Genomic DNA, 14819 nt, shown 5'->3' on the forward strand with positions numbered 1-14819 from the left:
AAGGTGGGTGTAATGCAAGACAGCATCATGGAGCATTTTTGGCGCACGTCCCATATCTCCGGAGGGAATGCCGCCTACGTCGAAGCGCTCTACGACACATATTTACACGATCCCAATGCGGTGCCCGAACAGTGGCGCAACTATTTCGAACAGTTGCCCCGCGTCGATGGTGTCGTTACCCAGGATGTCCCTCATTCCGTCATTCGCGAGCAGTTCCAACGTCTCGCCAAAACCCGATCCATCAATGCCTCCCCGACTGTGGCCGGGTCAGTCAGCGTCGAGCATGAGCGAAAGCAGGTCAAAGTCCTCCAACTGATCAGCTCCTATCGGTTTCGCGGCCACCAGAAGGCCCAGCTCGACCCCTTGGGCATTATGGAGCGCGAGCGGGTGCCTGATCTGGAATTGGGCTTTCACGGCCTGACCGAAGCGGATCTCGACACCGAATTCAATACCGGCAATCTGTTTATCGGGCGTGAAGACGCGCCCCTGCGTGACATCGTCGGTGCCCTGGAGCAGACTTACTGCGGGCATGTCGGTCCGGAGATCATGCACATCACCAACCTGGCCGAGAAACAGTGGCTTCAGCAGCGCCTCGAAAGCGTTCGCTCCAAGCCGGACTTCAGCGATGAGCAACGGCTGGCAGTGCTGGACCGGCTTGTCGCGGCCGAAGGCCTTGAACGTCACCTCGACAGCAAGTACCCGGGAACGAAACGTTTCGGCCTGGAAGGCGGTGAAACCTTTATCCCTCTGGTGGATGCCATCGTCAAGCGTGCCGGTGGTTACGGCGCCAAAGAAATCGTGCTCGGTATGGCCCACCGGGGGCGTCTGAATACGCTGGTGAACATTTTTGGTAAAAGCCCGGCCGAGCTGTTTGGTGAGTTTGAAGGCACAAAGCGGTTGGTGGATACCTCGGGGGATGTGAAGTACCACCAGGGCTTTTCCTCCAACATCATGACGCCCGGTGGCGAGCTGCACATGGCGATGGCGTTCAACCCGTCGCACCTGGAGATTGTCTCTCCCGTGGTCGAGGGCTCCGTACGCGCCCGCCAGGATCGCCGTGAAGACCCCATCGGCGCCAAAGTACTGCCCATCAGCGTACACGGCGACGCGGCCTTTGCCGGGCAGGGCGTGGTCATGGAAACCTTCCAGATGTCCCAGACCCGGGCCTATTCCACTGGCGGCACTGTTCACCTGGTGATCAACAACCAGGTGGGTTTCACTACCAGCAAGCGCGAAGACATGCGCTCCACCGAGTACTGCACCGACGTGGCGAAAATGGTGGAAGCACCCATTTTCCATGTCAACGGCGATGACCCGGATGCGGTGTTGTTTGTGGCTCAGTTGGCGGCGGATTACCGTTACGAATTCAAGAAGGATGTGGTGATCGATCTGGTCTGTTATCGCCGCCGCGGCCACAACGAGGCGGACGATCCTTCGGCCACTCAACCGCTGATGTACCAGAACATCCGCAAGCACAAGACAACCCGCGCGTTGTATGCTGACAAGCTGATCGAGGCTGGAATCATCAAGGCGGAAGACGCCGATGAGATGATGAACAAGTACCGCGCCGCGCTCGACCGTGGTGAAAACGTCGCCGACGGGCTGGTATCCGAGCCCGACAGTTCCCTGTTTGTCGACTGGTCACCGTACATCGGGCACGACTGGAATACGCCGGGGGACACCAGCTTTGACCTCAAGCGCCTGCAGGAGCTCGGACACAAAATGTGCGAGATTCCCGATGGCGTGGTCGTGCAGAAGCAGGTGGGCAAAATCTACGACGACCGCCGTAAAATGGCGGGCGGCGCTTTGCCCATCAACTGGGGCATGGGAGAGACTCTGGCTTACGCGACGTTGCTCGATCAGGGCTATGGCGTGCGCTTGACGGGCCAGGATATTGGTCGGGGCACCTTTTCTCACCGCCACGCCGTGGTGCATAGTCAGAAAGATGGTTCCACCTATATTCCGCTGCGCCACTTGAAAGATGACCAGCCGGCGTTTGACCTGTATGACTCTTTTCTGTCGGAAGAGGCCGTGCTGGCTTTCGAATACGGTTATGCCACGACAACGCCCCACGGCCTGATTATCTGGGAAGCGCAATTCGGTGATTTTGCCAACGGTGCCCAGGTGGTGATCGACCAGTTCATCACCAGCGGTGAGCACAAATGGGGACGCCTGTGTGGCCTGACCATGTTGCTGCCTCATGGCTACGAAGGGCAGGGGCCGGAGCACTCCTCCGCCCGACTGGAGCGCTTCATGCAGTTGTGCGCCGAGCACAATATCCAGGTCTGTGTGCCCACGACGCCAGCGCAGGTCTTCCACATGCTGCGTCGCCAGGTGATTCGCCCGATGCGCCGCCCCTTGGTGGTCATGAGCCCCAAATGGATTCTGCGCCACAAGCTGGCGACCTCAAGCCTGGAAGATCTGGCCAACGGTCATTTTCACAATGTGATCACCGAAGAGCAGGTTGACCCGAAGAAGGCCAAGCGGGTGGTGCTGTGCTCCGGCAAAGTTTATTACCACTTGCTGGAGGAGCGAATGGAGCGCGAGCAGGACGATGTGGCCCTGATCCGCCTCGAGCAGCTGTATCCGTTCCCGGAAGACGAGCTGAAGAAGGCCTTGGCGCCGTTCAAGAACCTGAAGGACGTTGTCTGGTGTCAGGAAGAGCCGATGAACCAGGGTGCCTGGTACAGCAGCCAGCACCACATGCGACGTGTGGTCAACGACCACAACCCGGAGCTCTATCTCAGTTATGTGGGGCGCGACCCCTCAGCCGCGCCTGCGGCGGGGTATGCCTCTGTGCACCTGGAAGAGCAGAAGCGTTTCATTAACGAGGCCCTGAGCGTTTGACGCTCGAGCCAGTGTTCGACAAAGAATCCACAGCGATTGCTAAGGACAAAGAATGAGTATTGAGATCAAAGCCCCGACCTTTCCCGAATCCGTTCAGGACGGCAGCATTGCCACTTGGCATAAAAAGCCCGGTGAGTCGGTTTCCCGCGACGAACTGCTCGTCGACATCGAAACCGATAAAGTGGTGCTGGAAGTCGTTGCCCCGGCTGATGGCAGCATCTCTGAAATCATCAAAGACGAAGGCGAAACGGTACTCAGCAACGAGGTGATCGCCAAGTTTGAAGAAGGCGCTGGTGGCGCTAAATCGGAGCCGAAAGAAGAGAAAAAAGAGGACGCTTCCGGAAAAGGCTCTGATGAGAAATCTGATAGTTCCGAGAAAAAGGACAGCAGTGAGCAGAAATCCGATGACGGTGAAAAGCTTCTGAGTCCTGCCGCCCGGAAAATGGCGGACGAGAACAATATTGACCACAACAGTGTTCCCGGCACCGGTAAAGACGGTCGTGTCACCAAGGAGGATGTTGCGAACTTCCTTAAGTCCGGTGGGGAGAAGAGCGAAGCACCCAAGAGCAGTGATACCAGCTCGCCGGCGAAGCAGGCGGAAGTGGAAACACCTCAGGGCGAGCGCGCCGAGAAGCGCGTCCCCATGACCCGTTTGCGCAAGCGCATCGCCGAGCGTCTGCTGGAGGCCTCCAACACAACCGCCATGTTGACCACCTTCAACGAGGTGAACATGGGCCCGATCATGGAGCTGCGCTCGCGTTACAAAGACAAGTTTGAAAAAGCGCACGACGGTACTCGTCTTGGCTTTATGGGCTTCTTTGTAAAAGCGGCAGCGGAAGCGCTGCGTCGCTTCCCCGCGGTGAATGCCTCCATCGACAACAACGATGTGGTCTATCACGGTTATCAGGATATCGGCGTGGCGGTTTCGACCGATAAAGGGCTGGTCGTACCGGTTCTGCGCAATGCCGAGAACATGGGGCTGGCCGACATTGAAAGCACCATTCGCGACTACGGTCTGCGCGCCCGTGACGGCAAGCTGGGCATTGAAGAGATGACCGGTGGCACTTTCACCATCACCAACGGTGGGGTGTTTGGCTCTCTGCTGTCCACGCCGATTCTGAATATGCCGCAGTCCGCGATTCTGGGTATGCACAAAATTCAGGAACGCCCCATGGCGGTTAACGGCGAGGTGAAGATTCTTCCCATGATGTATCTGGCCCTGTCTTACGACCACCGACTGCTGGATGGTAAAGAGGCGGTTCAGTTCCTCGTGACCATCAAGGATCTGCTGGAAGACCCGGCGCGGATTCTTCTGGAAATTTAAGCACCGTCAGGCGGGCCTCTCGGGCCCGCTTTACTGTAAGGGTTCTTTCATCGAATAAAGCGCCTGGCGGCCCGGCTCGTCAGGACGCACCGAAACATCGGGAAACATGATATGTCTGATAAGTTTGATGTGGTTGTGATTGGTTCCGGCCCGGCCGGTTATGTGGCTGCCATTCGTGCAGCCCAGCTGGGCTTGAAAACCGCCTGTGTCGAGAAGTGGCAGAACAAAGAAGGTAAAGGTGTCAACGGCGGTACCTGTCTGAACGTGGGCTGCATTCCTTCCAAGGCGTTGCTGGACAGCTCCCAGAAGTTTTATGAAGCCAAAGAAGACTTCAAAGTGCACGGCATCACCACCAAGGGGGTTGATATTAATGTGCCCTCGATGCTTGAGCGTAAAGACAAAATCGTGAAACAGCTGACCGGTGGAATTTCCTCTCTGTTCAAGGCGAACGGCGTTACGTCGGTGTTTGGTACCGGCAAGCTGCTTGCCAACCATAAAGTGGAAGTGACCGACAGCGATGGTAAAACCAAGACCCTGGATGCGGACAATGTGATCCTCGCGTCCGGCTCCAAGCCCATCGATATTCCCGTCGCTAAAATTGATAACGACGTGATCGTGGACTCTACCGGTGCGCTAGAGTTTGATTCCGTTCCCAAACGCCTGGGTGTGATTGGCGCCGGCGTGATCGGGTTGGAGCTGGGCAGCGTCTGGAAACGCCTGGGCTCGGAAGTGGTTGTGCTGGAAGCGATGGAAAAATTCCTGTCGATCATGGACCAGCAGGTGGCCAAAGAAACCCAGAAAATTCTGACCAAGCAAGGACTGGATATCCGTCTGAGCTGCCGCGTGACCGGCTCGGAAGTGAAAGGCAAAAAGGTGACTGTGACCTTTACCGACAAAGACGGTAAGGAGCAGAAAGAAACCTTCGACAAGTTGATTGTCTGTGTTGGCCGTCGCCCCTACACTGAAGGCCTTCTGTCGGAAGATAGCGGCGTCAATCTGGATGAGCGCGGTTTCATTTACGTCAATGATCTGTGCGCGACGGACGCTCCGGGCGTTTGGGCCGTCGGAGACGTGGTGCGCGGTCCGATGCTGGCCCACAAAGGCTCGGAAGAGGGCGTGATGGTAGCCGAGCGTATCGCTGGCCAGAAAACCGTCATGAACTACGACGTGATTCCAAATGTGATTTACACTCACCCCGAAGTCGCCTCTGTTGGTCGGACCGAAGAACAGGTCAAAGCCGACGGCGAGCCCTACAATGTGGGTACTTTTCCTTTCGCCGCGAGTGGACGGGCCTTGGCCGCCAACGATACTGACGGTCTGGTCAAGATCATTGCGCACGCGGAAACCGATCGCATCCTGGGTGCACATATCGTTGGCCCCAGCGCCGCCGATCTGATTCAGCAGGTAGCGATCGCAATGGAATTCGGCAGCAGCTCCGAGGATCTGGGTCTGATGGTGTTTGGCCATCCGACTCTGTCTGAAGCTGTGCATGAAGCAGCCCTGGCGATCCATGGGCATGCGATCCATATCGCCAACAAGAAGAAGCGATAAATAATAAATAGAACCGACATTGAGTCAGTGAACTCAACCCAGGGGACAGGCCGCACTAAGGCGGCCTGTCGTTAGGTCATTTTTGCCGGAATCGTAGACCTCGGTCCGGCAACAGACAATGTGGAATTGCACCATGAATTTGCATGAATATCAGGGTAAGCAACTGTTCGCCCAGTACGGATTGCCCGTTTCCAAAGGCGTGGCAGCCCAAACCCCCGCGGAAGCGGTCGCCGCTGCCGACACGATCGGTGGTAGTGAGTTTGTCGTAAAAGCTCAGGTTCACGCGGGTGGCCGCGGTAAGGCCGGTGGCGTCAAGCTGGTCAAAACCAAAGGGGAAATTGAAGCCTTCGCCAAGCAGTGGTTGGGCAAGAACCTGGTGACTTACCAGACTGACGAAAAGGGTCAGCCGGTAAGCCGCATTCTGGTGGAAACCTGCACTGACATCGACCAGGAACTGTACCTGGGCGCGGTGGTAGATCGTTCCAGCCGTCGTATCGTTTTCATGGCGTCCACCGAAGGTGGCGTGGAAATTGAGAAGGTTGCCGAGGAAACCCCGGAGAAGATTCTGAAAGCCACCATCGACCCGCTGGTCGGTGCTCAGCCTTATCAAGGTCGGGACCTGGCGTTCAAGCTGGGCCTGGAAGGCAAGCAGATCAAACAGTTCGTCCAGATCTTCATGGGCCTGGCCAAACTGTTCAAAGAGAAAGATCTGGCGCTGATCGAAGTCAATCCGCTGGTGATCACCAAGCAGGGCGATCTGCACTGCCTGGATGCCAAAGTCGGTATCGACGGCAACGCCTTGTTCCGTCACCCGGACCTGCACGAAATGCACGATCCTTCCCAGGAAGACGAGCGCGAAGCGCACGCCGCCAAATGGGAGCTGAACTACGTTGCTTTGGATGGCAACATCGGTTGCATGGTCAACGGCGCTGGCCTGGCCATGGGTACCATGGATATCGTGAAGCTGCACGGCGGCGCGCCGGCCAACTTCCTGGATGTGGGCGGCGGCGCGACCAAAGAGCGCGTGGTTGAAGCGTTCAAGATCATTCTGTCCGACGAAAACGTCAAAGCCGTACTGATCAACATCTTTGGCGGTATCGTTCGTTGCGACCTGATTGCCGAGGGCGTGATTGGCGCCGTTGAAGAAGTGGGCGTGAAAGTGCCGGTGGTTGTCCGGCTCGAAGGTAACAACGCCGAACTGGGTGCCAAGGTGTTGGCGGACAGCGGTTTGAACATCATCGCCGCGACCAGCTTGACTGACGCTGCTCAGCAAGTGGTTAAAGCAGCGGAGGGTAAATAATGAGCATTTTGATCAACAAAGACACCAAAGTTATCTGTCAGGGTTTTACCGGTGCTCAGGGCACCTTCCACTCCGAGCAGGCCATTGCGTACGGCACCAAGATGGTCGGTGGCGTTACTCCGGGTAAGGGCGGTCAGACTCATTTGGGTCTGCCGGTTTTCAACACCGTGGCGGAAGCCGTGGAAGAAACCGGTGCGGAAGCCTCTGTCATTTACGTGCCGGCGCCGTTCTGTAAGGATTCTATCCTGGAAGCGGCCAATGCGGGCATCAAGCTGATTGTCTGCATCACCGAAGGGATCCCGACGCTGGATATGCTCGATTGCAAAGTGAAATGTGACGAGCTGGGCGTGCGCCTGATCGGCCCGAACTGTCCGGGTGTGATCACGCCGGGCGAGTGCAAAATCGGCATCATGCCGGGCCACATCCACAAGGCTGGCCGGGTTGGCATTGTGTCCCGTTCCGGTACCTTGACCTATGAAGCGGTCAAGCAGACCACTGATCACGGTTTCGGTCAGTCCACCTGTGTGGGCATCGGCGGCGATCCGATCCCGGGCTCAAACTTCATCGATATTCTGGAGATGTTCCAGAACGATCCGAAGACCGAAGCGATTGTGATGATCGGTGAGATTGGTGGTAGCGCCGAGGAAGAAGCGGCGGCTTACATCAAGGCCAATGTGACCAAGCCGGTGGTGTCTTACATCGCGGGCGTGACTGCGCCGAAAGGTAAGCGTATGGGCCATGCCGGTGCGATTATTGCCGGCGGCAAGGGCACGGCGGATGAGAAGTTCGCCGCCCTGGAAGATGCGGGCGTGAAGACGGTCCGCAGCCTGGCTGACATCGGCGAAGCATTGAAAGAAGCCACTGGTTGGTAACTCTTTCACCCAAAAAGGCGGCCTCAGGGTCGCCTTTTTTATGTCTGCTGTTTCGGACTTTTTGCATTACGAGTTGAGTCCGGCAGAGGAGGGGGAAGACCGGTTGGAGACCCGCCGTGAATACATCCCTGTAGGCTTCTCATCGGCATCCATGCCTCAGAGAGTCTCCAACCGGTATTCCCCCTCCTCTGCCTCAGTGCCAATTTCAAGTCTGTTGGATGCGTAGGGTGGGTAAGAAGCGAAGCGCCGCCACCCACCAATGGGATGGGTATTGCCACTCCCCACAACCGCTTATCGTGGTGCAGATTGCACGAAAAAAGTTGCGCAGGTAGCGGGGTTGGTAATGCGGTTAGGAATCTAATGGCACTGAGGCGTCAGGGAGGGCATACCGTTCGGAGACTCTCTGACGCCTACATGGATGTAGGTGCTAGAGCGACGCAGGAGCCAAAGCCGGGGCATGGATGCCGATGAGAAGCCCCCATGGATGGGTTCACGGCGGGTCTCGCAGGGATATGCACACCCGCAGCGCTACTATGCGAAGTAACTGATGTTTGGGGTTAGCGCTTACGAGGTGATGCCTTAAAAGGTGCTTTGGGAAGATGCAGCCGCTCCACCCGATACTCACCGGGTTGTAGCTGATCGAGACCCCAGGTCCCGATTCGTGCTCGCACCAGACGTAGAGTAGGGTGATCCACCGCCGCCGTCATGCGTCGTACCTGACGGTTGCGGCCCTCGGTGATCGTCAGCTCCAGCCACGTGGTCGGCACCGACTTGCGCGCCCGAACCGGCGGATGACGAGGCCAGAGCGACGGCTCGGAGATCACCTTCACCTTGGCGGGGCGAGTAGGACCGTCATTCAGCCTGACGCCTTGACGCAACGCCTGAAGAGCGGACTTGTCAGGCTCGCCTTCTACCTGCACCCAATACGTTTTGGGCAGCTTGTGGAGTGGGTGAGCAATCTGATGCTGAACCTGGCCGTCATTTGTCAGCAACAGCAGGCCTTCGGAGTCTCGGTCCAGACGGCCGGCGGGGTACACACCCGGGCGGTCGATATAACGCGCCAGAGTCTCGCGGCCCTCGGCGTCAGTGAACTGGGAGAGTACCCCAAATGGCTTATTGAACAACAGCAGACTTGCCACAGATCAACCTCGATTCATGCCCGGTGTGGCCATTACTGGTATAATGCGCCCGATCAGAAACCGGCACACCCCCTGACTAGATGGAGTGACAGCTTATCATGACCGAATCCAAAATCATCTACACGGAAACTGACGAAGCTCCGGCGCTGGCGACCTATTCGCTGCTGCCCATTGTGCGCGCCTTTGCCGAACCCTGCGGTGTGGCCATCGAGACTCGCGACATTTCCCTTTCCGGCCGTATCATTTCTCAGTTTCCGGAAAGGCTGACCGACGCCCAGCGCATCAACGATGACCTGGCGGAGTTGGGTGAGCTCGCAAAAACCCCCGAAGCGAACATCGTCAAACTGCCGAACATCAGCGCCTCAATTCCGCAGTTGAAGGCGGCCATCAAAGAGTTGCAGCAGCAGGGTTACGATCTGCCGGATTATCCCGAAGACCCCAAGAACGACGACGAAAAAGCCATTCGCGCCAAGTACGACAAGGTCAAGGGCAGCGCGGTCAACCCGGTGCTGCGCGAAGGTAACTCCGATCGTCGCGCGCCGGCCTCGGTGAAGCAGTACGTGCGGAGCAACCCTCACAGAATGGGTGAGTGGAGTGCCGACTCCAAGTCTCACGTGTCACATATGTCCCACGGTGATTTCTACGGCAGTGAGAAATCAGTTCTGGTGGAGAAGGCGGGTGACGTCAAAATTCAGTTGGTAACCGATGCCGGTGACACCCAGGTTCTGAAAGAAAAAACCGCGTTGCTTGACGGTGAAATTATCGATGCCGCCGTGATGAGCAAGAAGGCGTTGCACGAATTTCTGGAAGCGGAGATCAAGGACGCGAAACAGAAAGACGTTCTGTTCTCGCTGCACCTGAAAGCGACCATGATGAAAGTGTCCGACCCGATCCTGTTTGGCCACACGGTCTCCGTATTCTATGCAGACGCACTGAAAAAACACGAAGCGGCGTTGAAGGACGTTGGCTTTGATCCGAACAACGGCATTGGTGATCTTTATTCCTGTGTCGAGAAGTTGCCGGAAGACCAGCGCAAGACGATCATTGCGGATGTTGAGGCGACTTACAAAGAGCGGCCCTCGCTCGCGATGGTGAACTCGGACAAAGGCATTACCAACCTGCACGTACCGAGTGATGTGATTATCGATGCCTCCATGCCGGCTATGCTGCGCGACTCCGGGAAAATGTGGGGGGCGGACAACGCACGGCACGATGCCAAGGCGGTGATTCCCGATCGCTGCTACGCCACTATTTACCAGGCCGTGATTGACGACTGCAAGGCCAATGGCGCATTTGACCCGACGACAATGGGCAGCGTTCCGAACGTCGGTTTGATGGCTCAGAAGGCCGAGGAATACGGCTCGCACGACAAAACCTTTGAAGTGTCGGCGACCGGTAAGGTTCAGGTCGTGGATGCCAGCGGCCAGGTGCTGATTGAGCAACCGGTGGAAGAGGGCGATGTTTTCCGGATGTGCCAGGTGAAAGACGCCCCGATTCGCGATTGGGTCAAGCTGGCTGTCAATCGTGCTCGTGAGAGCGGCGCTCCCGCCGTGTTCTGGCTCGATCCGAAGCGTGCTCACGATGCCCAGGTCACCCAGAAAGTGGAACAGTACCTGAAAGACCACGATACCACCGGGCTGGAAATCCACATCATGAGCCCGGTTGATGCGATGCGTTTCTCCCTTGAGCGGATTCGTCAGGGTAAAGACACCATTTCGGTGACCGGTAACGTGCTGCGTGACTATCTGACGGACCTGTTCCCGATCATGGAACTGGGCACCAGCGCCAAGATGCTGTCCATCGTGCCCCTGATGAATGGTGGCGGTCTGTTTGAAACCGGCGCTGGCGGTTCTGCACCCAAGCACGTTCAGCAGTTCCTGGAGGAGAATCACCTGCGTTGGGATTCACTGGGTGAGTTTCTGGCGGTGGTGGAGTCACTGCGCCACTTCGGTAAAGTGACTGGCAATGCCAAAGCTGGTGTGCTCGCGGACGCTCTGGACAAAGCCAATGCGGACTTTCTCCAGAACAACAAGTCTCCCTCCCGCAAGACCGGCGAGCTCGACAATCGTGGCAGCCACTTTTACCTGGCGCTGTACTGGGCCCAGGCGCTGGCCAGTCAGTCCGAGGATGAGGAGCTGAAAGCCCGCTTCACCCAGTTGGCAAAGACCCTGGAGGCCGAAGAGGCAACCATTGTGGGTGAACTGAACGGTGTACAAGGCAAGCCGGTGAATATCGGCGGGTACTACCGGCCGAACACGGAGAAAACGTTGTCCGCCATGCGCCCGAGCGAGACGTTGAATCGGGCCCTGGAGGCGCTGAAGCAGGCGTGATGCCTGCCTCGGGACTCTCTGCTCCCGCGTTTCAGGTGCAAACCTGAGTGAAGAGCGTTAAAACTCGACCCCCGGTGTCCGAAAGGGCCCGGGGGTTTTGTTTGTTGCCCGAGGAAGGTTTCTCGCCGACCAAGACTCAGTGGGTGGTGACGTTGGCGGTTTTGCTGTCCGCGCCGTCAAAATCCCTTCTCTGCTCTGCTTTCGCATGCGGAGTGTCCGTCTCTCTTGGAGAGTCCGAGGACATAATGTTGGTCGCGTGATAGCCCTTATCGCCTTTGGTGATATCAAACGCGACTAATTGGCCTGCCTTGAGGGTTTTATAACCATCCATCTGGATGGCCGAGTAATGGGCGAATAGGTCTTCGCCGCCTTCATCCGGCAGAATAAAGCCATAACCTTTGGCGTTATTGAACCATTTGACAGTACCTGTAGGCATGGGGGAATCCTTCTTTTGCGGAGAGACGGGGTCGTCTCATCATTAATCGTTATTAGAGTGAGTTGGTTAAGAACAGTGAGGTCTATTGACGCGCTGATCTTGTTGCTTTTTTAACCAACTTTGGGTGTTTTAGCCGAGATTGCTAAGTCTGTCAAGTGTTTTGCTCGAGTTGAGGTGTAGGTGTGCGGGCATCGATCCGGTACAATGGGGCGTATACACAGGCCGGGAAGCGCCGACGGCTGAACAAAATTTTACGTATCGTTTTTGAGTAGTTGTGGGAAAAATGGCAATCTTTCATCTAACCTTAAGTAAAGACCCTGATCAGGATGAGGGCGACGGTAATGTGGCGATTGAGACGGAAAAGCCCAAGCTCAAGCGCCCGTCCATGTACAAGGTGATCATGTTCAACGACGACTACACTCCCATGGATTTTGTGGTCGAAACCCTGGAGGTCTTTTTTTCCATGAACCGGGAGAAAGCGACTCAGGTAATGATCAAAGTCCATACACAAGGCAAGGCGGTATGTGGTGTCTATACTCGTGATATAGCGGAAACCAAGGCGGCTCAGGTCAATCAGTACGCCAAGGACAATGAACATCCGCTGCTTTGTGAAATCGAAGCAGCGGGCGAAGACGACCGGTGACTCTGTTGTTAGAGGTTATCAGCGATGTTAAGTAAAGATCTCGAAATTACCCTGAACCTGGCGTTCAAGGGCGCGCGCTCCAAACGGCATGAGTTCATGACCGTCGAGCACCTGTTGCTGGCGTTGATAGACAACGAGTCGGCGGCCAATGTGCTGCGAGCCTGCGGAGCCGATCTCGGGCAGTTGCGTAAGGAATTGATAGAGTTTGTCGATTCCACGACGCCGCTGATCCCGGAAGATGATACCGAACGCGAAACCCAGCCCACGCTCGGATTCCAGAGAGTGCTCCAGCGCGCCGTGTTCCACGTTCAGTCCTCCGGCAAGCAGGAGGTGACGGGGGCGAATGTCCTGGTTGCGATTTTCAGCGAGCAGGAAAGCCAGGCGGTTTACTACCTGAAGCAGCAAAGCATTGCCCGTATCGATGTGGTCAACTACATCACTCACGGCATTCACAAGGTGGCGGGTCAATCGGATCACGGCAGCGATGCGGGCCAGGAACAACACGACGAGGACGCGGTAGGGGGCGATGCCCCCAGTCAGAGCCCGCTTGAAAGCTTTGCGGCCAACCTGAACGAGCAGGCCATGCAGGGGCGGATCGACCCGCTGGTCGGGCGCGAGTACGAAGTCGAGCGGGTCAGCCAGATTCTCTCCCGGCGCCGGAAGAACAACCCGCTGTTGGTGGGCGAGTCCGGTGTGGGTAAAACCGCGATCGCCGAAGGGTTGGCCAAGCGGATTGTCGACGGTAGCGTCCCCGAGGCTCTGTCAGACAGCGTTGTTTACTCCCTGGATATGGGGGCGCTGCTGGCCGGCACTAAATACCGGGGCGATTTCGAGAAGCGCTTCAAAGGTTTGCTCAGTGAACTGAAGAAGCAGAAAGGCGCGATTCTGTTTATCGATGAAATTCACACCATCATCGGTGCCGGCGCTGCTTCCGGCGGCGTGATGGATGCCTCCAACCTGCTCAAACCGCTGTTGTCCTCCGGGGAGCTGCGGTGCATGGGCTCCACCACCTATCAGGAATACCGCGGGGTGTTCGAGAAAGATCGGGCACTGTCCCGTCGTTTCCAGAAGGTGGATGTAAAAGAGCCGACGGTGGATGAAACCTACCAGATTCTGAAGGGGCTCAAGAGCCGCTTTGAGAAGCACCACGGTCTGCGCTATACCGACCCGGCATTGCGCACGGCGGCGGAACTGTCGGAGCGTTACATCAACGAGCGCTTCCTGCCGGATAAGGCCATCGACGTGATTGATGAGGCGGGTGCCTTTCAACAGTTGCAGCCGCCCAGCAAGCGCAAGAAAACCGTGGGGGTTTCCGATATCGAGGCGGTTGTCGCCAAGATTGCGCGAATCCCGCCAAAAAGCGTGTCTTCTTCCGACAAAGAGCAATTGCGCAAGCTCGATGACAACCTGAAGATGACGGTGTTTGGTCAGGATGAGGCGATCGATACTCTCTCTACCGCCATTAAGTTGTCCCGCGCTGGTTTGAGCTCCGGGGAAAAGCCCATCGGCTCCTTCCTGTTCGCGGGGCCCACTGGTGTGGGCAAAACCGAGGTTTCCCGGCAGTTGGCCAAGTGCATGGGGGTCGAGCTGGTTCGGTTCGACATGTCCGAGTACATGGAACGGCACACCGTGTCCCGTCTTATCGGGGCGCCCCCGGGCTATGTTGGCTTTGATCAGGGCGGGCTGTTGACCGACGCGGTCAGCAAGCATCCCCACAGTGTGGTGTTGCTGGACGAAATTGAAAAAGCTCACCCCGAAGTGTTCAACCTGCTGTTGCAGGTCATGGACCACGGTACGTTGACCGACAACAATGGTCGCAAGGCGGACTTCCGCAACGTGATCCTGATCATGACCACCAACGCGGGCGCGGAGGATATCAGCCGCCGCTCCATCGGCTTTACTCAGCAGGATCACAGCCTGGATGGCAAAGAAGCTATCAAGAAGATGTTCACGCCGGAGTTCCGCAACCGCCTGGACGCCACGGTGCAGTTCGGTGCCTTGAGCATGGATGTCATCAAAACGGTGGTGGACAAGTTCCTGGTGGAGTTGCAGTCCCAGTTGGATGACAAGAAGGTCTCTCTCGAAGTGACCGATGCCGCTCGCCAGTGGTTGGCGGAGCACGGCTACGACGAGAAGATGGGCGCCCGACCCATGGCCCGTCTGATTCAGGAAAAGGTCAAGAAACCTTTGGCTGAAGCGGTTCTGTTCGGTTCCCTGTCTGACGGCGGCGGTGTTGTGCAGGTTGATGTGGATGCCGAGAACAAGGAGCTGGAAATCCATATCCAGGGCAAAGACGACTGACGCTCGCTAGTTAGCCGCACAAAAACCCGCGCCACCCCAAGGTGGCGCGGGTTTTTTTATGTCTTGGGGGGCTCAC

10 protein-coding genes are annotated in these 14819 nt (G+C 57.0%); 8 read left to right on the forward strand and 2 right to left on the reverse strand.

Annotated features, from left to right (window positions below):
* The first annotated feature begins 12 nt into the window (after nt 1-12).
* The 5 genes from G547_RS0116655 (at nt 13) to sucD (ending at nt 7894) form a co-directional block, all read left to right on the forward strand.
* Nucleotides 13-2847: a 2-oxoglutarate dehydrogenase E1 component gene (locus tag G547_RS0116655; protein ID WP_027330810.1), complete on the forward strand. Its 2835-nt coding sequence runs from the start codon at nt 13-15 to the stop codon at nt 2845-2847.
* Nucleotides 2848-2899: 52 nt separating this feature from the next.
* Nucleotides 2900-4171, forward strand: coding sequence for a 2-oxoglutarate dehydrogenase complex dihydrolipoyllysine-residue succinyltransferase (gene odhB / locus G547_RS0116660; RefSeq protein WP_027330811.1), 1272 nt, complete (start codon nt 2900-2902; stop codon nt 4169-4171).
* A 111-nt stretch (nt 4172-4282) separates the two neighbouring features.
* Nucleotides 4283-5722: a dihydrolipoyl dehydrogenase gene (gene lpdA, locus G547_RS0116665; protein WP_027330812.1), complete on the forward strand. Its 1440-nt coding sequence runs from the start codon at nt 4283-4285 to the stop codon at nt 5720-5722.
* Between the two features lie 133 nt (nt 5723-5855).
* On the forward strand, nt 5856-7022 hold the full coding sequence (gene sucC / locus G547_RS0116670) for an ADP-forming succinate--CoA ligase subunit beta (RefSeq protein WP_027330813.1): 1167 nt from the start codon (nt 5856-5858) through the stop codon (nt 7020-7022).
* Complete coding sequence (gene sucD, locus G547_RS0116675; protein ID WP_027330814.1) at nt 7022-7894, forward strand: succinate--CoA ligase subunit alpha; 873 nt, start codon at nt 7022-7024, stop codon at nt 7892-7894. The genes sucC and sucD overlap by 1 nt, the downstream gene beginning before the upstream one ends.
* Before the next feature lie 557 nt (nt 7895-8451).
* On the opposite strand, the gene G547_RS21960 is transcribed toward sucD, so the two are convergent.
* Nucleotides 8452-9033, reverse strand: a complete 582-nt coding sequence (locus G547_RS21960) for a pseudouridine synthase (protein ID WP_084646139.1) — start codon at nt 9031-9033, stop codon at nt 8452-8454.
* Between the two features lie 98 nt (nt 9034-9131).
* Here G547_RS21960 and G547_RS0116685 point away from each other — a divergent pair, with 98 nt between their 5' ends.
* Nucleotides 9132-11363 (forward strand): NADP-dependent isocitrate dehydrogenase, encoded by a 2232-nt coding sequence (locus G547_RS0116685; protein ID WP_027330815.1) that lies wholly within the window; start codon nt 9132-9134, stop codon nt 11361-11363.
* Between the two features lie 136 nt (nt 11364-11499).
* Here G547_RS0116685 and cspD read toward each other — a convergent pair whose 3' ends face one another.
* Nucleotides 11500-11799, reverse strand: coding sequence for a cold shock domain-containing protein CspD (gene cspD, locus G547_RS22845; RefSeq protein ID WP_051235659.1), 300 nt, complete (start codon nt 11797-11799; stop codon nt 11500-11502).
* 283 nt (nt 11800-12082) lie between these two features.
* Here cspD and clpS point away from each other — a divergent pair, with 283 nt between their 5' ends.
* Nucleotides 12083-12442, forward strand: coding sequence for an ATP-dependent Clp protease adapter ClpS (gene clpS / locus G547_RS0116695; RefSeq protein ID WP_027330816.1), 360 nt, complete (start codon nt 12083-12085; stop codon nt 12440-12442).
* A gap of 24 nt (nt 12443-12466) precedes the next feature.
* Entirely contained in the window at nt 12467-14743 is a 2277-nt protein-coding gene (clpA, locus tag G547_RS0116700) for an ATP-dependent Clp protease ATP-binding subunit ClpA (protein ID WP_027330817.1), read from the forward strand.
* Nucleotides 14744-14819: the final 76 nt, after the last annotated feature.

Origin of the sequence: Marinimicrobium agarilyticum DSM 16975 (assembly GCF_000423345.1) — a bacterium.
GTDB classification, from domain to species: domain Bacteria; phylum Pseudomonadota; class Gammaproteobacteria; order Pseudomonadales; family Cellvibrionaceae; genus Marinimicrobium; species Marinimicrobium agarilyticum.